At 69.5% G+C, this 19,297-nt stretch carries 19 protein-coding genes; 11 read left to right on the top strand and 8 right to left on the bottom strand.

Annotated elements, in window-relative coordinates:
* The first annotated feature begins 115 nt into the window (after positions 1 to 115).
* Complete coding sequence (locus ASC66_RS18205; RefSeq protein WP_157509805.1) at positions 116 to 286, top strand: hypothetical protein; 171 nt, start codon at positions 116 to 118, stop codon at positions 284 to 286.
* 58 nt (positions 287 to 344) lie between these two features.
* Here the strand turns inward: ASC66_RS18205 and ASC66_RS13655 are convergent, their stop codons facing one another.
* From ASC66_RS13655 to ASC66_RS13640, 4 genes are all read right to left on the bottom strand, one after another.
* Entirely contained in the window at positions 345 to 536 is a 192-nt protein-coding gene (locus ASC66_RS13655; RefSeq protein ID WP_055840581.1) for a DUF1918 domain-containing protein, read from the bottom strand.
* A 59-nt stretch (positions 537 to 595) separates the two neighbouring features.
* Complete coding sequence (locus ASC66_RS13650; RefSeq protein WP_235496928.1) at positions 596 to 1,471, bottom strand: carbohydrate kinase family protein; 876 nt, start codon at positions 1,469 to 1,471, stop codon at positions 596 to 598.
* Positions 1,468 to 2,247: an SGNH/GDSL hydrolase family protein gene (locus ASC66_RS13645; RefSeq protein ID WP_055840578.1), complete on the bottom strand. Its 780-nt coding sequence runs from the start codon at positions 2,245 to 2,247 to the stop codon at positions 1,468 to 1,470. Before ASC66_RS13645 ends, ASC66_RS13650 begins: the two co-directional genes overlap by 4 nt.
* A 113-nt stretch (positions 2,248 to 2,360) precedes the next feature.
* Positions 2,361 to 3,743, bottom strand: coding sequence for an FAD-binding oxidoreductase (locus ASC66_RS13640; RefSeq protein WP_055840575.1), 1,383 nt, complete (start codon positions 3,741 to 3,743; stop codon positions 2,361 to 2,363).
* Positions 3,744 to 3,920: 177 nt separating this feature from the next.
* Here ASC66_RS13640 and ASC66_RS13635 point away from each other — a divergent pair, with 177 nt between their 5' ends.
* Entirely contained in the window at positions 3,921 to 5,123 is a 1,203-nt protein-coding gene (locus ASC66_RS13635; RefSeq protein ID WP_200944826.1) for a hypothetical protein, read from the top strand.
* A 187-nt stretch (positions 5,124 to 5,310) separates the two neighbouring features.
* Here ASC66_RS13635 and ASC66_RS13630 read toward each other — a convergent pair whose 3' ends face one another.
* Entirely contained in the window at positions 5,311 to 6,885 is a 1,575-nt protein-coding gene (locus ASC66_RS13630; protein WP_055840572.1) for a PucR family transcriptional regulator, read from the bottom strand.
* Positions 6,886 to 7,044: 159 nt separating this feature from the next.
* On the opposite strand from ASC66_RS13630, the gene gabT reads away from it, so the two are divergent.
* The 8 genes from gabT to ASC66_RS13590 all read left to right on the top strand — a co-directional run bounded on the left by gabT (position 7,045) and on the right by ASC66_RS13590 (position 16,206).
* Entirely contained in the window at positions 7,045 to 8,421 is a 1,377-nt protein-coding gene (gene gabT, locus ASC66_RS13625) for a 4-aminobutyrate--2-oxoglutarate transaminase (RefSeq protein ID WP_055840569.1), read from the top strand.
* Positions 8,422 to 8,516: 95 nt separating this feature from the next.
* A complete protein-coding gene (locus ASC66_RS13620) occupies positions 8,517 to 10,016 on the top strand; it encodes an NAD-dependent succinate-semialdehyde dehydrogenase (RefSeq protein ID WP_055840566.1) in 1,500 nt (499 codons plus the stop codon).
* Between the two features lie 68 nt (positions 10,017 to 10,084).
* Entirely contained in the window at positions 10,085 to 11,443 is a 1,359-nt protein-coding gene (locus ASC66_RS13615) for a flavin monoamine oxidase family protein (protein WP_055840563.1), read from the top strand.
* Between the two features lie 47 nt (positions 11,444 to 11,490).
* Complete coding sequence (locus ASC66_RS13610; RefSeq protein WP_055840560.1) at positions 11,491 to 12,381, top strand: universal stress protein; 891 nt, start codon at positions 11,491 to 11,493, stop codon at positions 12,379 to 12,381.
* Positions 12,378 to 13,916, top strand: a complete 1,539-nt coding sequence (locus tag ASC66_RS13605; RefSeq protein ID WP_055840557.1) for an APC family permease — start codon at positions 12,378 to 12,380, stop codon at positions 13,914 to 13,916. Before ASC66_RS13610 ends, ASC66_RS13605 begins: the two co-directional genes overlap by 4 nt.
* A 161-nt stretch (positions 13,917 to 14,077) precedes the next feature.
* Entirely contained in the window at positions 14,078 to 14,524 is a 447-nt protein-coding gene (locus tag ASC66_RS13600) for a MaoC family dehydratase N-terminal domain-containing protein (RefSeq protein ID WP_082492342.1), read from the top strand.
* Positions 14,524 to 14,997, top strand: coding sequence for a MaoC family dehydratase (locus ASC66_RS13595; protein WP_055840551.1), 474 nt, complete (start codon positions 14,524 to 14,526; stop codon positions 14,995 to 14,997). The genes ASC66_RS13600 and ASC66_RS13595 overlap by 1 nt, the downstream gene beginning before the upstream one ends.
* Positions 14,998 to 15,006: 9 nt before the next feature.
* Entirely contained in the window at positions 15,007 to 16,206 is a 1,200-nt protein-coding gene (locus ASC66_RS13590; protein WP_055840548.1) for a UDP-N-acetylmuramate dehydrogenase, read from the top strand.
* Between the two features lie 107 nt (positions 16,207 to 16,313).
* Here the strand turns inward: ASC66_RS13590 and ASC66_RS18570 are convergent, their stop codons facing one another.
* Positions 16,314 to 16,436, bottom strand: coding sequence for a hypothetical protein (locus ASC66_RS18570; RefSeq protein ID WP_278044041.1), 123 nt, complete (start codon positions 16,434 to 16,436; stop codon positions 16,314 to 16,316).
* A gap of 157 nt (positions 16,437 to 16,593) precedes the next feature.
* On the opposite strand from ASC66_RS18570, the gene ASC66_RS13585 reads away from it, so the two are divergent.
* A complete protein-coding gene (locus tag ASC66_RS13585) occupies positions 16,594 to 16,950 on the top strand; it encodes a helix-turn-helix transcriptional regulator (RefSeq protein ID WP_055840545.1) in 357 nt (118 codons plus the stop codon).
* A gap of 149 nt (positions 16,951 to 17,099) precedes the next feature.
* Here the strand turns inward: ASC66_RS13585 and ASC66_RS18475 are convergent, their stop codons facing one another.
* Complete coding sequence (locus ASC66_RS18475; protein ID WP_235496926.1) at positions 17,100 to 17,555, bottom strand: hypothetical protein; 456 nt, start codon at positions 17,553 to 17,555, stop codon at positions 17,100 to 17,102.
* Positions 17,556 to 17,564: 9 nt separating this feature from the next.
* A complete protein-coding gene (locus ASC66_RS13575) occupies positions 17,565 to 19,241 on the bottom strand; it encodes a PspC domain-containing protein (protein WP_055840543.1) in 1,677 nt (558 codons plus the stop codon).
* Positions 19,242 to 19,297: the final 56 nt, after the last annotated feature.

The raw sequence follows: 19,297 nt of genomic DNA, 5'->3' as shown, positions 1-19,297 counted from the left end.
CCGCACGCGGTGCAACGTCGTCGGTCATGGCATCCGGACGCGGCAGGGGATTCATGGCAAACTGAGGGGACACGTGCGCTGCACGCGAGCATCAGAAACAGCGGAGGACACCGATATGAACGGCTTTATTGCGATTCTGGCAATTCTTGGATTCGTCGGCGGACTCCTGCTGATGGGCTACGCCTTCAGCACGCCCGGTGCAGAGATGGCGATGTTCGGCGGCGGCATCCTCGTGGTCTCGCTCTCGATCGGCCTGCCGATCCACCTGCTGGAGAAGTTCGACTAACGCAGAAGTTCGACTAGCGCTGGACTTCGACTAGCTCGATCAGTCGCTTCGCGCCTGCTCAACCGGCCGGCGCATGCTCGATCACGCTGTCGGCCCCCGGGAACACGAGGCTCTCGTGCCCGTCGTCGAAACGCACCAGGTACGGCGGTTGACCGTCTGCCCCACGCACCTCGAGAATCTCGCCGTGACGCTCCGTTCCGCCGACCGTCTTGCTGCGGATGAGAATACGTTCGCCTGCTGCTGCCTGCATGAGAATCGCCTCCTGCCGCCAGCGTACGCCGGAGTGCGCCGTCGGGACAGGGGTCGCGTCTAGCCGAGTGCCGCGTCGAGCACCGGGCTGAGGTGACGGCTGCCGAGGGCGCGCGTCGCCTGTGCCGCGCCGGCTGCGAGTGCCGCGGGCACATCGTGCGGACGGGCGAGGCTCGCCGCCAGGACGCCGGCGAAGAAGGCGTCACCGGCGCCGTTGGTGTCGATGATGCGCGGCACGGCCGCCGCGGCGACACGATGCTCAACCCCGTGTTCGTCGACCGCCACGGCGCCGTCGGCGCCGAGCGTGCAGACCACGAGCGTCGCCCCGCCCGCGACCAGCGAGCCGGCGAAGGCCAGCGGGTCACCGATCTTGTCGGCGTTCATGAACACCGCGGTGGCCGCGTCGATGAAGGGGCGGTGGAAGGCGGCGCGGCCGTCGTAGTCGTGGATGTCGGTCCACACCGGAACACCGGCGGACCGGGCGTCTGCGAGCAGCGGCACGCTGGATTCTGCGAGGTCGAGCACGGCGACGCTGGCCGAGCGGAGCGCTTCGCGGGCCGCCGCCACATCAGCCTGGCTCGGCGCGCCTGGGGTGCTGAGGTAGAGCGAGACGCGGCCGCCCGTTCTGTCCATCAGGTTGAGGTGGCGTTCGCTCGGGCCGGGCACGGTGGCCGCCAGCAGCTCGATGCCGGCGACACCGCCGAGCAGCGAACGCAGCCGGTCGCCGGCCTCATCGTCGCCGAGCGCCGTGCCGAGCGTGAGCGGAACGCCGAGCTCGGCCAGGTGCAGCGCCTTGCCGGCCGAGGTGCCACCGACCGTGTGCCAGTCGGCGTCGGCGAACTGCATGTGCGGGGTCGCGGCCGGCAGCTCGTCGAGCTGCACGATCTGATTCCACGAGCAGGGTCCGCCGATGAAGACGCGCCCCGGCTGCGTCACGCGGCCTTGCCCTCGATCGCGACGGGCAGCAGCGTCGCCCGCTTGGGCGCGCGGCCGTCGCCGGACGAGCGACCGGTGAGGCGACGCCCGATCCACGGCACGACGTACTCGCGGTAGTAGCCGAGGGTGTTGCGCCGGCTGGCCCGTGCGACGGCGTCCTCGTCGATGCCCCACTGCTCCGGCACGGTGATGCCGAGGCCGCGCAGCACGTTGCCTGCGACCCTGGCATGGCCGATCGCATTCAGGTGGATCTTGTCTGCCGACCAGTAGCGGATGTCGGTGAGCTCCTCGTCGGCCCAGTTGTCGACGAAGGTGACTCCGGCGTGGGGCCCGCGCGCCCGCACGGCCCGGGCGAGCTCGTCACCCCGGCGCTGCATGAGGCCGCCGAGCGGCATGTTCTTGGCCGGATTGCCTCCGCTCAGCAACAGCACGTGGATGCCGGCATCCGTCGCCGTCCGCGCGGCTGCGACGAGCTTGTCCGCGACATCGTCGATCAGGATCTTCGGCCGCATGATGTCGTTGCCGCCGCCGTTCAGGCTGAGCAGTGCCGGCTTCATGGCGATGGCCGGCGCGAGTTGTTCGTCGAGCAGCGGAGCGAGCTTGCGGCCGCGGATGGCGAGATTGGCGTAACCGATGGCTTCACCGCCGGCGGCCTGTGCCGCCCGGGAGAGGCCGATCGCGACGAAGTCGGCCCAGCCGCGCACGCTTCCGTCTGGCAGTTCGTCGCCCATGCCCTCCGTGAAGCTGTCGCCGATCGCCGCGTAACTCGTGAACATCCGCTCTCCCTCGCCCTGCTTGTGCTGCGCCCGTCCGAGCCTACGCCCGCGACGGGGGCACTCTGCGCTCCGGCCCGAACCCGGCCGGGGCTTGCATGTGCGTGGCCGGAGGTCTAGAAGACCTTGCCGGGGTTCAGGATTCCGGAGGGGTCGAAGACGTTCTTGATCTGCTGCTGCAGCTCGAACTGCGCGTCGCCGAGTTCATCGCGCAACCAACGACGCTTCAGCACGCCGATGCCGTGCTCGCCGGTGAGCGTGCCGCCGAGTGCGATCGCCGCCTGGAACATCTCATCGGCCGCCGCCCAGATGTGCGCGGGCACCTCGTCGTCGACGCCGGCGTCGTAGATGAAGTTGGGGTGCAGATTGCCGTCACCGGCGTGGGCGATCGTCGGGATCCGGATGCCGTGGCGGCGCTCGATGTCGGCGATGGCGTCGAACATGGCCGGCAGCGCGCTCCGTGGAACGGAGACGTCTTCGATCAGGGTGGTGCCGAGTCGCTCCATGGCCGGGTGCATGGCACGGCGGATCTCGAGCAGGCGCTCGGCCTCCGTGGCATCCGTCGTCATCTCGGCCCTGCCGCCCCCGGACCGCACCAGCTCGAGCACCGCGGCGGCCTCTGCCTCGGCGCCTGGGCCGTCGGTCTGCACCAGCAGATAGGCGGCCCCGCTCAGTTCGAGGCCGAGCAGCGCACCGATCGCGTCGAGGCTGGGGCCATCGACGAGCTCCATGACGGCGGGCCGAATGCCGGCGGCGGTCACCGCGGCCGAGGCCTCCGCCGCCGCGCGCACGCTGTCGAAGTAGGCCCCGATCGTGGGCGTCGGGCCGCCGACCAGCCGGCGCAGGCGCACGGTGGCCTCGACGATCACGCCGAGCAGGCCCTCCGAACCGACCATGAGCGCGGTGAGGTCGAGGCCGGTGACGCCTTTGACGCTGCGGTGGCCGAGGCGGAGCAGGCGGCCGTCGGCCAGCACCACCACGAGCCCGAGCACCGAATCGCGGGTGACGCCGTACTTGGCGCAGAGCAGCCCGCCCGCATTCGTGGCGATGTTGCCGCCGACCGTCGAGATGGCGCGGCTGGCCGGGTCCGGGGTGAACCAGAGGCCGTGCGGGGCGAGCTGCGAGTTGAGCTCGGCGTTGATGATGCCCGGCTCCACGACGGCGAGTTCGTCGGCGACGTTGATCTCGAGGATCCGATTCATGGCGAGGGTGGAGAGCACGATCTCGCCGCGGCCGCCGATGGCGCCTCCGGCCAGCCCGGTCCCCGCGCCCCGGGTGACGACGGGGGTGCCGTGGGCGCTCGCGATCCGCAACGTCTGTTGCACCTGCTCCACGCTCGTCGCGGTGACGAGGGCCAGCGGCGGCGCGGCCGTGCGGTGGCCGGACTTGTCTGCGCGCATGGCGGCGAGCGCGACGGCATCCGTCGACACGGCGGAGCCGAGCGCCTCGAGCAGGGCGACGACGACGGCCGCGGGCGGCTCGGGCTGTTCGGCGGACATGGCGCTCCTCGTTCTCGGCGTTCTGCGCCGGCTGCTGCAGTTCTGCGCCAGCCTAATCGTGCGACGCGCAGCGTCGCGCTCGACGCCGTCCGTCCGCCTGCGCCATGATGACCACAGAACTTGCTCCGCGCCCGACCGACACCTCGGTCGGGCGCGGGCACGACGAGGGGACGCCGCATGAGCACTGTGACCAGATGGAACGCCCTGCGGGTGCGTCTCGCTTCGAGTGCGACGACGACCGAATCGTTGGCACTCGGCGCCGGCACGATCGCCTTCCTGGTCGTTGCGCTGATCGCACTGCCCGTGATCGGCATGCACCACGTGCCCATCGCCGGGCCCGGCTCCCTGGGTGAGTACGTCGCCATCGCCTGTGCCTTCGCCGGGTTCTGTGCCTTCATCGCCGGACGCTACTTCTCCGCCACCGCGCACCAACACGATGGCACCGGGCCGGCGGTCATCGCGGGTCTGGAGGGCCCGCTGGTGGGGATCACCGTGCACAGGGCGCCGCGGATCCTGGACGTCGCCGCGCTCTCCTTCGCGCACGGCGTGATCTGCCTGCTGCTGTGGACGGGGGCAGCCGATCTGCTCGAGCAGAGCTTCCAGGGTGCGGAGGTGTACGCGATCCCCGCCATGTTGCTCTCCGGTGCGGCTGCGGCCGTCAGCGCCTATTTCAGCTACCTCTCGGCCGCCGGCATGAGCACGATGCGCCTCTCGGGCGTGCTCCTGGTCTTCCTCGTGGTCGGTGCACTCACAAGCATGCTCACCTCGACCGACCCCGAGTGGTGGAAGATGAACCTCAGTGCGCTGGGGATGACGGATGACATCTCCGCGATGACGTTCAACCTCACCCTCATCGTCGCTGGCGTGATCGTGACCACCATCGCGCGTTACGCAACGGCGAGCATGATGCGCGTCGGCGAAGCCGTGCCGCGTGGCGTCGAGGTGGTGCGCTGGGGGCTCGTGCTCATCGGCATCTGCCTCGCCTGTGTCGGCATCTTCCCGGTGGACCGCTTCTTCGCGGTGCACAACACCGTCGCGACCGGCATGGCCGTCACGTTCGCCGTGCTCGTGATCGGGTTGCCCAAGTTCCTTCCACAGATGCCCAAGCCCTTCGTCAGCCTCGGCTACGCGTTCATCGTGGTCATCGTCACCGTTGCCGTATTCTTCGCCATCGGCTATTACAACCTGACCGCGGTCGAGCTCGTGGCCGCCGTGCTCATCTTCAGCTGGATCATCGTGTTCCTCCGCACCGTCTCGGCCGGGTCGAGCGATGCCGCGATCGCCCGGGGCGAGGCCATGCGCACGGCTGTGGGCCCGCGCCATGCGGGGCCAGCGCAGGAGACGGCGCCGGCCGCCCCCGTCGCCTCCCTGGTCGAATAGTCGGCTGTCCCGCAGTCCCCGCTCTCGCTCAGGGCTTCGGGGGCGGCCTCGTTCCGCGGCTGCTCCCTCAAGCCGGCGTGTCGATGCACGTCGGCCCCCGCGAGCGGCGCCGCGACGAAGGAGCAGCGACGCACGCGAAGCCCTGAGCTGATGTCGACAAGCTCAATCGACGGGCCATGACCGCGGACTACTCGGCGAAGACCAGCAGGGCCGCCCAGAGCTCGGCGCGCTCGTGGAAACCGCTCAGGTCGCGCCCGAGCAGTTTCTCGATCTGCGCGATCCGGGCCCGCACGGTGTGTCGGTGCACTCCCAGCAGCTGCGCGGTCGCGTCGAGCTGGCCGTTCTGCTCGAGCCAGAGTCGCAGCGTGCGCAGCAGCTCACTGTGCTGCGCGGCGTCGTGCTCGATGAGTGGCTGGAGCACGGCGCGGCCGATCGCACCGGCATCCGTGGTGCCGAGGTAGGAGAGCACGCCGTCGCGGGCGATCTCGCCGAACCCGCTCACGCCGACCCCGTCGCCCGCGCGGGCGACGGCTTGCTCCGCCTGCATCCTGGACCGGTCGAGATCGGTGTAGCCGCCCGGTTCGCTCAGGCCGGCGCGCAGCGCGAATGCAGCACAGAGTTCGGTGAGCAGGGGCAGGCCGTCATCGCCGATGCACAGCACGAGCCGGCCGCCGTCGACGGCGAAGAAGAGGGTGCCGGGGTGCTCGGACACGAGCGCCTCGAGGTGCTCGGTCACGGCATCCAGTTGCCCACCGCGCGTCTCCACCACCGCGCAGCGCACCGGCTCACTCGGAAGCTCACCCCAGAGTCCGTCGCTGACGCTCGTCGCCAGTTCGAGATCGCCGAGGCGGAGGGCGCGCAGCACGGCGGCCCGGATCTGTCCGCGCGCCCGGTCGAGGCTGTGGTTCTGTTCGAGCGCGAGTCCGGCGAGGGCGATCACCGCGGTCACCACCTCGTTGCCGGCCTGGTCGAGCTCGGAACTGCCGCCGAGCGCGAGCACGCCGCGCAGCTGCTCGCGGCGACCCAGGGTCTGCAGGGTGAGCGTCTCGCCGCCCGCCGTGATGGTGCTGCTGGCCCGCTGCCCGCGGCGCAACAGCCGTGTGGCCTCGCGGCGCACCGTGTCGACGAGCGCAGCCGCACCGCCCGCCGCGGTCTCGCTCGACATGGTGTCGGCGGGCTCGGCGAGAGCGCCCGCCGGGAACACCCGCTCGAGTGCGCCGTTCGCATTGAACAGCGCGACCCAGTGGCCGAGCTGGTGGGAGAGCTCCTCGAGGCTCGCACTCAGACCGTCCGGGCGAAGTGCGGCGATCGCGATCGCACGCTGCGCCCCGAGCGACCAGCTGCGCCTGGCGAAGCGTTCCTCCGCGGCCATCTCGGATGCTGCCCGGGCAACGGCGATGAAGGGCGTGCGATACGGAACCTCGAACAACGGCAGGCCGGTCTGGAGGCACGCGGCCAGGAGTGCCTCGGGGGTTCCGGCGCGCACGACCTCTGTGCCGAAGCCCAGCCCCGCGACGCCGGCATCATGCAGTCGACGCACATAGGCGAAGACCGACTCGGCTCCCGGCTCGCCCTCGAACTGGGTGCCTGTGCTGAGCAACACCTGACCGGCCGAGAGGAACGGTGTCGGGTCGTTGAGATCGGAGCTGTGCACCCACTCGATGGCGGCGTCGAGCGCGCCGGCGGGCAGGGCGTCTTCCGGGGTGAGCAGGTGCAGCGCGAGCTCGCGCTGACGCATCAGGGAGCGCAGTGTGGGGAGCATGGCATCCGGTCGATTCGGGGCTGTACAGAGTGGCCAACAGCGGTGCGACAACTATACGGGACGGCGATATCGACGCGGCAGCTGCGGTGCCTACGATTGCCCAGCACGCACAACGTCAGCACGAACAAACTCAGCACGAACATAGATTGTGGAGGAGCCATGACGCTCATCGATTCGCCGGCCATCGTCCAGGGCACCACGCCTCCCGTCGGCGGTCCGTCGCTGCCGCAGGAACGCCGCATCGTCACCGCAATCCCTGGGCCGAAGTCGATCGAACTCGGTGCCCGCAAGGCGCAGGCCGTCTCCGCGTCCGTCGGCTCAACGATCCCCGTCTTCACGGTTGCCGCCGGCGGCGGTGTGCTCGTCGATGTCGACGGCAACTCGCTCATCGACCTCGGCAGCGGAATCGCCGTCACCGGCGTCGGCAACAGCGCCCCGCGGGTCGTCGCCGCCGTCGCTGCGCAGCTCGAGCAGTTCACCCACACCTGCTTCACCGTCGCGCCCTACGACTCCTACGTCGAGGTGGCCGAGGCGCTCAACCGACTCACCCCCGGCAGCCACAGCAAGCGCAGCGCGCTCTTCAACTCCGGTGCAGAGGCAGTGGAGAACGCGGTTAAGATCGCCCGCCACTACACCGGCAAGCAGGGCGTCGTCGTATTCGACCACGCGTACCACGGTCGTACCAACCTCACGATGGCGCTGACGGCCAAGAACCAGCCATACAAGAACGGCTTCGGCCCGTTCGCGCCCGAGGTCTACCGCGTGCCGACGAGCTACCCGCTGCGCGATGGCGGCCTGAGCGGTGCAGAGGCGGCCAAGCGCAGCATCAGCCAGATCGAGAAGCAGATCGGCGCGGGCAACCTGGCCGCGGTCATGATCGAGCCGATCCAGGGCGAGGGCGGATTCATCGTCCCGGCCGACGGTTTCCTCGAGGCGATCGTCGATTGGTGCGGAGCGAACGATGTCGTCTTCATCGCCGACGAGGTGCAGACCGGCTTCGCCCGCACCGGAACGATGTTCGCCAGCGAGCAGTTCGGCATCGTGCCCGACCTGGTCGTCACGGCCAAGGGCATCGCCGGCGGTCTGCCGCTCTCGGCGGTCACCGGCCGCTCGGAGATCATGGACGCCCCGCAGATCGGCGGCCTCGGCGGCACATACGGCGGAAACCCGCTCGCCTGTGCAGCGGCGCTCGCCACCATCGAGAGCTATGAGGAGGACGGCCTGATCGCCCGCGCCGGCGAGATCGGCGCGCTGATGCGCGGAGTCCTGGAGGCCGCGCAGGCCGCCGACCCGCGGATCGGCGAGGTGCGCGGTCTCGGCGCCATGATGGCGATCGAGCTCGTCGATGCCGCAAGCGGTGAGCCGGATGCCGCACTCACCGGCCGCGTCGTCGCCGCGGCCCACGCCGCCGGCGTGATCCTGCTCAGCTGCGGAACCTACGGCAATGTCATCCGCTTCCTGCCGCCGCTGGCCATCAGCGACGAGCTGCTCACCGAGGGCCTCCAGGTCGTCATCGACGCCCTCGCCGCCGCGTAACCGCTCGCGACCCGTTGACAGGCTCAATCAGCCACCGCTGATTGAGCCTGTCGAAATCTCCACAGCCACAGCACCGCACGATTGGACTTTTCGCAATGACGCAGACCACAACGCTCGCCGTTCCCGCTGAGCTCACCGCACACGAGCTCGAGCTGCTCGCGCGCGTTCCGGACGGACTCTACATCGACGGCACGTGGCAGGCGGGCAGCGGCGAGCAGATCACCGTGACCGACCCGTCAACCGGCGCCGTGATCAAGCGCATCGCCAACGCGGATGCCGCAGACGGCATGCGCGCACTCGACGCCGCGGCCCTGGCATCCGAGAGCTGGGCGGCCACCGCCCCGCGCGTGCGCGCCGAGATCCTGCGCCGCGCGTTCGACCTGCTGCAGGAGCGCAAGAACGACTTCGCCCTGCTGATGACGATGGAGATGGGCAAGCCGCTGGCCGAGGCCCTCGGTGAAGTCGCGTACGGCGGAGAGTTCCTGCGCTGGTTCAGCGAGGAGGCCGTGCGCATCAGCGGTCGCTACGGCCAGACCCCTGAGGGCACGGGCACGATGGTCGTCTCGCAGCGCCCCGTCGGCCCCTGCTTCCTGATCACCCCTTGGAACTTCCCGCTGGCCATGGCCACCCGCAAGGTCGCCCCGGCTCTCGCCGCCGGCTGCACCGTCGTGATCAAGCCGGCCGAGCTGACGCCGCTCACCACGCTGCTCTTCGTGCAGCTGCTCGAAGACGCCGGTGTTCCGGCCGGTGTCGTGAACGTCATCACGACCTCCAGCTCCTCCGAGGTGTCCGGGCCGATCATCGCAGACCCGCGCCTCCGCAAGCTCTCCTTCACCGGGTCCACCGCCGTCGGCCAGCGACTCATCCAGCAGGCGGCACAGGGCGTGCTGCGCACCTCGATGGAACTCGGCGGCAACGCCCCGTTCGTCGTCTTCGAGGACGCCGACCTCGCCAAGGCCGTCGACGGCGCGATGCTGGCCAAGTTCCGCAACATCGGTCAGGCCTGCACCGCGGCCAACCGCTTCATCGTGCATGAGTCCGTCGCGGCCGAGTTCACGGAGCGCCTGGCCGAGCGTGTGCGAGCACTCGCGATGGGGCGCGGCACGGAGACCGGCGTGTCGATCGGCCCGTTGGTGAGCGAGAAGGCCGTCGCCGAGACCGCCGCACTCGTGGCCGACGCCGTCGAGCGCGGCGCTGAACTGGTCGTCGGCGGGCGCCGCCCGGAGGGCCCAGGCTCCTTCTTCGAGCCCACCGTCCTCTCCGGCGTGCAGCCGGGAAGCGACATCCTCAGCAACGAGATCTTCGGCCCGGTCGTCGGCATCACCACCTTCGGCAGCGAAGCCGAGGCCGTCCGCCTGGCCAACGACACCGAGTACGGCCTGATCAGCTACGTCTTCACCCAGGATGTCGCCCGCGGCCACCGCATGATCGACAAGCTTGACACCGGCATGATGGGGCTCAACACTGGTCTCGTCTCCAATGCCGCCGCACCATTCGGCGGAGTCAAGCAGTCGGGCCTCGGCCGTGAGGGTGGGCTCGAGGGCATTCACGAGTACCTCTCCACCAAATACACTCTGATCCCCGCCACGCAGTAAGAAGCACCGGTCAGACGCACCTGTCTGAACCACCCTGTCGTACCCGTCACAACATCAAGGAGCACAGCATGGCCGCGATTGAACGCGACGTCGTCATCATCGGAGCAGGGGCGTCCGGCCTCACCGCGGCAAGCGAGCTGAAGAAGGCCGGCCTCACGGTCGCCGTTCTCGAGGCGCGAGACCGCGTCGGCGGCCGCACCTGGACCGACCACTTCGACGGTCACATGATCGAGATCGGCGGCCAGTGGGTGTCGCCCGACCAGGACGCGCTCATCGAGACACTGGCCGAGCTCGGCCTCGAGACCTACTCGCGCTACCGCGAGGGCGACAGCATCTACATCGACCGCGACGACCAGACGCGTCGGTTCACCGGCGACATCTTCCCGGTCGGCCCCGCCACCGAGGCGGAGCTCGTGCGCCTGATCGATGAGCTCGATGTACTCGTCGCCGAGATCGACCCCGATCAGCCGTGGGCGCACCCGCGCGCCCTCGAGTTCGACCAGGTCACCTTCAAGGCGTGGCTCGAGGATGCCACGGCCGATCAGGAGGCGCGCGACAACATCTCGTTGTACATCGGCGCCGCGATGATCACGAAGCCGGACTACGCGTTCTCGCTGCTGCAGGCGCTGCTGATGGCCGCATCCGCCGGAAGCTTCACTCACCTCGTCGATGCCGACTTCATCCTCGACAAGCGCGTCGTCGGCGGCATGCAGGGCGTCTCGATCGGCCTGGCCGAGCGCCTCGGCGATGACGTGCACCTCGGTCACCCCGTGCGCACGCTCCGCTGGAGCGATGACGGCGTCGTCGCGATCACCGGCAGCGGGCTCGAGGTGCACGCGCGCCGTGCCGTCGTGGCCGTTCCGCCGCCCCTGGTCAGCCGCATCTCGTACGAGCCGCCCCTCCCGCGCCGTCAGCACCAGATGCACCAGCACCTCTCCATGGGCTTCGTCATCAAGGTGCACGCCGTCTACGAGACGCCGTTCTGGCGCGAGGCCGGGCTCTCCGGCACCGCATTCAGCCCCTATGAGCTCGCGCACGAGGCCTACGACAACAGCAACCACGGCGACAGCAACGGCACGCTGGTCGGCTTCGTCTCCGACCGCAACGCCGATGGCGTGTTCGAGCTCAGCGCGGAGGAGCGCAAGGAGCGCATCCTCGAGTCGCTCTCGCACTACTACGGCGAGCAGACCAAGCAGCCGCTGTTCTACTACGAGAGTGACTGGGGCAGCGAGGAGTGGACGCGCGGCGCCTACGCCGCGAGCTTCGACATGGGTGGACTCTCGCGCTACGGCGCAGACCAGCGCACGCCCGTGGGGCCGATCTCCTTCTCCTGCAGCGACCTGGCCGGCAAGGGCTACCAGCACGTCGACGGCGCAATTCGCGTCGGACGTGAGACGGCTGCCGCGATCATCGCCGAGCTGCGGTAGCATTCAGCACCCGCTGCACCGGTACAACTGGCTCAATGAGGAGTTCGATGCGTTACATCGTTGGATACACCGCCACCCCGGCCGGGGCCGACGCGATCGCCCTGGGTGTGCGCCTGGCGCGCAGCCGCGGCGCCGTGCTCGACATCGTGCTCGTGCTGCACAGCGAGGAGCGGGCGACGCTCACGCCGACCGACCCCGGCTACGAGCGTCACCTCTCCGAGCTCGCCGCAGGCTGGCTGAGCGAGGCGGCAGGGATGGTCCCGGCGGAGGTCACCGCGTACCGGCATCTCGTCTACGCCGAGTCTTTCGCCGACGGGCTGCTGGAGACGGCGGAGCGCCTCGGCAGCGACATGATCATCGTCGGGGCCGCCCGTGGCGGGCTGCTCGGCCGGTTCACGATCGGCAGCGTCGCGAGCTCGCTGCTGCACTTCTCGCACGTTCCCGTCGCGCTCGCGCCTGAGGGCGCGCGCAACGCCAAGCCGGGGTCCGGGATCAGCCGCGTCACCTGCGCGGTCGGCACCAGGGCGGGCGCCGAGGCGTTGCTCGCCGCCGGCATCCAGGTTGCGGAGAGCAGCGGGGTGCCACTGCGTCTCGTCTCGCTCGTCGGCGTCGACCTGCCGGGTGGTCACGATGACCCGGTCGTACTGGCCAAGGGGGCAGAGCACGCGGAGGCGGCAGCCGCCAGGGCGCGGGCGGCACTCAACGAGAACGCCGAGGTCACGACGGTCGTGGCATCCGGCGACACCATCGAGGACGCCGTCACCCAATTGGACTGGGATCCGGACGAGGTCGTGCTCGTCGGCTCGAGCCGCCTGGCGCAACCGCGCCGACTGTTCCTCGGCTCGACGGCGGCGAAGATGCTGCACGAGCTGCCGGTTCCGATGATCGTTGTGCCGCGCGACGCCGCCGGCACCAATGCAGGAAGTGACCAGCGATGAGCATCAACAACGCCAACGACGTCGGGGCGGCAGAAGGCACGCCGAAAGACACCGGGATCTCCAAGAAGGGCCTGAGCGCCGGATCTGTCGGCCTGGTCGGTGCCATCGTCATCGGCATCTCCTGCATTGCGCCGGCGTATACGTTGACGGCGGCCCTCGGCCCGACCGTCTCCGAGGTCGGCGTGCAGGTGCCGGCCATCATCCTGGTCGGCTTCATCCCGATGCTGCTCGTCGCCCTCGGCTACCGCGAGCTCAACCGGCGGATGCCGGACTCCGGCACGTCATTCACCTGGGCAGCCAGGGCATTCGGGCCGTGGGTCGGCTGGATGGCCGGCTGGGGCCTGATCGCCGCCACGATCCTCGTGCTCTCCAACCTCGCCGGCATCGCCGTCGACTTCTTGTTCCTGCTGATCTCGCAGATCGCGGGTGACCCGGCGCTCGCCGATCTGGCGGCGAACCCGTTCATCAATGTTGTCGTCTGCCTGCTGTTCATGCTCGGCGCGACCTGGATCTCCTACCGCGACATGCAGACGACGCAGAAGCTGCAGTACTGGCTGGTCGGCTTCCAGGTGTTGGTGCTCATCATCTTCTCGGTCGCCGCGCTCGTCGAGGTCGCGAATGGCAACGCCTTCGACGCGACGCCGATCGAACTCTCCTGGTTCAACCCGTTCGCCATTGAGAGCTTCTCCTCCTTCGCCGCCGGCCTGTCGCTCTCGATCTTCATCTTCTGGGGCTGGGATGTGACGCTGACGATGAACGAGGAGACCAAGGGCTCGGAGAAGACGCCGGGCCGTGCGGCCACGACGACCGTCATCATCATCGTGGTGCTCTACCTGCTCATCGCGGTCTCGCTCATCGCCTTCGCCGGTGTCGGCACCGGTGAGTACGGGCTCGGCAACCCCGACATCCAGGACAACGTGTTCTTCCACCTCGCCGGTCCGATCCTCGGCCCGCTCGCGGTGTTGGTCTCACTCGCCGTGCTCACCAGCTCGGCGTCGAGCCTGCAGTCGACCTTCGTCTCTCCGGCCCGCACCCTGCTGGCGATGGGGCACTACGGGGCCCTCTCGCCGAAGTTCGCCAAGGTCAGCCCGCGCTTCTTCACTCCGGGCTACGCGACGATCGTCTCGGCGATCGTGGCCTCCGTGTTCTACGCGGTGATGCGCTTCGTCAGCGAGAACGTGCTCTGGGACACCATCACGGCGCTCGGCATGATGATCTGCTTCTACTACGGCATCACCGCCTTCGCCTGTGTGTGGTTCTTCCGCACGCAGTGGTTCAACAGCGTCCGCGAGTTCTTCTTCACGCTGCTCGCCCCGCTCGTGGGCGGCGTCATCCTGGCCGTGCTGTTCTTCACCACCCTGATCGACAGCATGAACCCCGAGTACGGCTCCGGATCGAACGTCTTCGGCGTCGGTCTCGTGTTCGTGCTCGGCATGGTGGTGCTGCTCGGCGGCGCGGTGATCATGTTCATCGAGTCGCGCAAGCGCCCGGCCTTCTTCCGGGGCGAGACGCTCTCGCGGGCTTCAGCCGACTAGCGCGCCGCGTAGCGGCGCGAAAGGCGGCAGCCTCTACCAAGGCATCCTCAGCAACAGGAGGCGATCCACTCGCCCTTCCGCTGGTCGAGTAGCGAGGAACGAGCGTATCGAGACCTCGCCTCGACCAGCAGAGAGCCCGGTCCGTTGCCTAGACTGGACGGGTGCCTGTGAACCCCGAACTGCAGGGCCGGATCTTCCCGCCCACCGCGCCCTATCTGGTCGGCCGTGAAAAGGTGCGCGAGTTCGCTCGCGCCGTCTTCGCGACGAACCCGATCAACCTCGACCCGGAAGCCGCGCGTGCCGCCGGCCACGCCGACGTCGTCGCCCCGCCGACCTTCGCCGTCGTCGTGCAGGAGCTCACGCTCGCCCAGCTGCTCTCCGAGCCGGATGCCGGCATCGACTTCAGCCGCGTCGTGCACGGTGACCAGCGCTTCAGCTACTCGCGCCCGATCATGGCCGGCGATGAGCTGACCGCGACGCTCACCGTCGCCAGCGTCAAGACGCTCGGACCGCACGCCATGGTGACGGCCGAATCGCAGATCACCGATGCCGCGGGCGAGCACGTCGTCACGGCGATCTCGACCCTCGTGGTCAGGGGGGACGAGTAATGGTTTCGACAGGCTCAACCAGCGGATCGACAGGCTCAACCAGCGTGGCGATTGCAGACCTGAGCGTCGGCGACGTCATCGCCGAGCGCAGCTTCGCCCTCAGTCGCGATTCGCTCGTGCGCTATGCCGGTGCCTCCGGCGACTTCAACCCGATCCACTACCGCGATGACATTGCGGCATCCGTCGGTCTGCCCGGCGTTCTCGCCCACGGCATGCTCACCATGGGCCTGGCCGTGCAGCCCGTCGTCGACTGGGTCGGCGACCCGGCGCGTGTCGTCGACTACCAGGTCAAGTTCACCCGCCCGGTTCCGGTCGACCCGGCCGGCGGCGCCCAGGTCAGCGTGCTCGCCAAGGTCGGCGCGCTGGAGCCGGAGAACTCCGTCGCACGCATCGACCTCACCGTCACCTTCGACGGCGCGACCGTGCTCGGCAAGGCCCAGGTGCGGGTCAACCTCGCCACCGCCGCCGGCTGAGGGCCTGTGATGACTGACTCACCTCTGGCGCTGGCCGAGCTCACCACGATGCGGGTCGGCGGCGTGCCGGAACGCATGGTCACGGCCACGACGCAGCGCGACCTCGTCGACGCGGCGCTCGCGGTCTGGGCCGATGGTGACGAGTGGCTCGTTCTGGCCGGCGGCTCGAACACCGTCGCCAGCGACGAGCCGTTCGACGGCACCGTGGTGCGTGTCGCCACCCGGGGCATCGAGGTGCTGCCGACGGATGCCGCGACGCCGGGCCGCGTGCGCGTGCGCGTGCAGGCCGGTGAGCCGTGGGACGATCTCGTCGCCTACGCGGTCGGCCGTGGCTGGTCGGGCATCGAGGCGCTCTCCGGCATCCCGGGCTCGACCGGTGCTGCACCGGTGCAGAACATCGGTGCATACGGCCAGGAGCTCTCCTCCAGCCTCGTCGCCATCGACTTCCTCGACTACATCACCGGCGAGGTCAGCCGTGTGAGCGCGGCCGAGCTCGAGCTCGGCTACCGCACCTCCGTTCTCAAGCGGGGCCGCCAGGGCATCGTGCTCACCGTCGAACTCGAGTTGCACGACACCGCCGACGAACAGGCAGTGCTCGGCGGGGCGCTCGGGCAGCCGGTCGCATACGCGCAGCTGGCCGGAGCCCTCGGCGTGCAACTCGGCGACCGGGTGCCGGTGCAGGCGATGCGCGACGCGGTGCTCGTGTTGCGGGCCTCCAAGGGCATGGTCCTGAACGCCGAGGACCCGGACACCGCCAGCGCCGGATCCTTCTTCACGAACCCGATCGTGCGCGAGAACTTCGCCCGCGGGCTCCCCGCCGACGCGCCACGGTGGCCGCTGGCCCCGGATGCCGCAGATGTCGTGGTCCCGCTCGGGCGCCTCGCCTCCGGCACTCCGCTTGACGCGTTCCTCACACACCAGGAGGAGCTCGCGGCGTCCACGGTCGATGCCGGTGCCGCCGCGTCGAAGGAGGCGCTCGTCAAGCTCTCCGCCGCCTGGCTCATCGAGCACTCGGGCATCCGTCGCGGTTTCCGGCTTCCGGGCTCGCGGGCGGCCATCTCGAGCAAGCACACCCTGGCGATCACGAACACGGGTGGCGCGCGCGCCGAGGAGATCGCGCAGCTGGCCCGCTACGTGCAGGGCCGGGTGCAGTCCGAGTTCGGCGTGATTCTGCACCCGGAGCCTGTGCTCGTCGGCATCGAGCTGTAGTGGGCGTGCTCGTCGTGGGCTCGCTTGCCCGGGGTGCGGAGAAGGCCCCGTCCACTGGGGGATCGGGGCCTTCTCTGAGTGGTCGGCGTACGGCTGGCGCTACAGGATCACGCGAGCTGCTGTGTGGCTGCCGAGCGGCGCTGCTGGGCGGTGCGCAACGAAAGCATCGCCCACGTGATGGTCGATGCGGCGAGTACGAACAGGGCTACGCCAACGAGTTGAACGATCATGAGAGTTATCCTTTCTGGTCTCAGATGCACAAACGAGCCGTCCGCACGGAATCCATACGGACGACGAGTTGTGGCGAGTCGGTCCCGCCACGTTCTGAAACAAAGGTCGCATATGCGACACTTGAACCATGCTACAGCATCAAGCGTCGGAATTGCGATGATTGAGTTCGATGTGGAGCGTGTCGAGCGCGATCTCGGCCTGGCGGTGCGGGAACTCCGCATCAAACGCGACTACTCCCAGCGCGAGCTGGCCGACCGCGCCGGCGTCGGCCTCACAGCCCTCCGCAGCCTCGAGAAGGGGCACGGCTCCACACTCACAACGCTGAGCAAGATCGTGCACGCCCTGGGCCGTGACAGCTGGCTCGCCATGCTCGACGACGCGACCGCCCAGCCGAAGCCGCTGAAGAAAAAGAAGAAGAAGCGACCGGATGCCGGCCAGGCCGACGCCGTCGGTGACAAGCGCCGGCGGGTGGCCAAGCGGGACAAGTCCGCCAAGGCGGACAAGAGCGCCTAGACGCATAGCCCGCGGGCAGCGGGCGCCTCAGCCGGTCCGCGGATGCGCGGCGCCCAATGCCGCGGTTTCTGCCGTTTTTGGCCTGTTTCGAGCGCCGCATCCGCGGACCGGCTAGGGGATCGAAAACAGGAGCGGCCCCCGGCGGCGGATCAGGCGGAGCGGCGGGCGGCGAGTGCGCGCTGCGCACGGCGCAGCAGCCCGACCAGGCCGAACAGCAGCACGATGACGCCGATCGCCAGAGCGCCGTAGAGGGCGAGAGTCGTCGGCTGGAGGCTCGTGACCCACTCGATCAGCTCGAGGCGGTGCTCCGGCGTGAGCACCACGTAAAGCGCGCCACTCGCGAGCGCGGCGAACACGAGGCCCCACACGATGGCCGCCCACCGTGTGCGCGGGCCGTGACCGGCGGCCGGTGTGTCGGTGGGCGCAGGGGCGGCGGCGGTGGTTCCCGCTGGCCCGGTCTCTGTGCTGGCGGTGGTGCCGCCGGGGGAGGTGCCGCCGTCGGCGGCAGCCGTGAACAGCGACTGCACCGGGGTGGCTGCGGCGGCGTCCGGAATCGGGGCGGTGGCGGCGAGCGAGTCGGCCGGGTTCTCGTTGGCTGTGCTCATGAGTGTGTCCTATCCGGGGAACTGCGTGATGAAGATGGAACCGCGCGTGAGCGTGGCGTCGATGGTGAGGTCCGCCGGGTCGTCTGGGCTGATCGTGCCGATCCGGAGGGTGTGTGTGCTGGACTCGCTCGGGGGCGTGAGCACCCTGCTTTCGGCGTCGCCGTCGTTGTCGTGCCGGGTGAGGGTGATCGTCTCATCGGCGTCGATTGCCGCGTCGAGCTCGAGTGAGGCGCCCGGGTCCATCTGGATGTAGAGGTCGCCGTTGGCCTTGGTGATGGTCATGGTGCCGGGGGCGCTGTTGCTGTTCTCGTGGTCGTAGACCCACACCGTCAATGCTCCAAAGGGCTGTGTCACAGATTCCGGTGCCGACGTGCTGCTGACGAACTCGCCCGGCCAGAGCAGCGTGCTCCCTCGCGGGATCAACGCAGAGACGAGCCCGATGAGGAGCAACGCCATGGTGACGGCGGCGAGGAAGCCGCTGCGGCGGCGTGCGATGCCGGCGATGATCATGGCGACGGATGCCACGAGCGCAGCCACCAGCACACCGATGGTCGCGGCGTAGTCGGCATTCTCGGGGCTGCCCATCGCGGCGATGGCGCTGGCGGCACCGGCGACGAGGGCGGCGCCGAGCGTAAAGAACACGGCGGACGCGCTGGCGCGGGGGCGCTCGAGCTTGCGCAGGCGACGGTGCTCGGCCGCCTGCTCGGCGAAGGCCTGCGAGCGGGCCTTGTTCTCGGCCGCCCAGTGCGATCGGGCCGCCTGGTCGGCGTCGGTCTGGGCCCGGTTGAAGCGCTCGCGTTCGACCCGCCACGCCTCGTGCTGCAGTTTCCACGCGGCGAGCTCGTCGACGGATGCACCGGCGCCCGGCGGGATCGGTTCGTACTCGGCGGTCGGCGCCGTGACCGGCGGCTCTGCTGCCACGGTCTCGGCCGTAGCGGCCGCCGATGGGGCGGCGTCGCTCGTTGTGGTGGCGGCGGCATCGGAGTCCCCCGACCGGATGCCGCCGCCGTCTGTGGCCGGGGCGGTGCTGTACGCGGCGAGGGTGGTCGGCGACGGTGCACCTCCGCCCCGGGAGTTCGAGTTGCTGCGTCGCACGAGCCACACCACGAAGACGGTGATGGCGGCAAGCGCGGCGATGTTGAGGATAGTGGCGATCACCGAGGAGCCGGACCAGCCCCAGAACCAGCCGCCCGTCGTCCAGAAGTTCCCGGCGACCACCGACTGTGCCGCAGCGTTCAACGGTGTCATCAGACCGAGCAGCACGAAGATCGCTATGCCGGCCAGCGCCGGTTGCGGGTCGCCGTTCAGGAGACGCTGGAGGTGGATGCGGCCATCGTTGTCTGGCAGCAGCAGCCAGGCGACGCCGTAGAAGAGCAAGACGGGTGCGGCGAAGATCGCGAGCACAACGAGGATCCCGCGCACGATGATCGGGTCAATGCCGATCCGCGCGGCGACGCCGGAGGCCACACCGCCGATCCAGCCGGGCTGGCGCTGCAGGCCGAGGCTGCGCAGCCAGGCGAAGAAGCCGTGCGGTGCGCCGCCGTGCTGATCGCGGTCGCTACTGGAGGAGTAGGCCGAGAAGTCGGGCGTCGCAGGGCCGCTGCCGGCGGTGTCGCCGGTTGCGCCGGCGGCGGCGGTGTTCGCAGCGGCGTCCGCATCGAGATCGGCGGGGAGGTCATGTTTCATAATTCGATCGTGGCCCCTGCCGGCATCCGCCCGCTATGGGGTGAATCCCTGAACGC

The organism is Leifsonia sp. Root4, from assembly GCF_001425085.1.
Classification (GTDB): Bacteria; Actinomycetota; Actinomycetes; order Actinomycetales; family Microbacteriaceae; genus Microterricola.
This window is presented reverse-complemented; position numbering and strand designations above follow the sequence as displayed.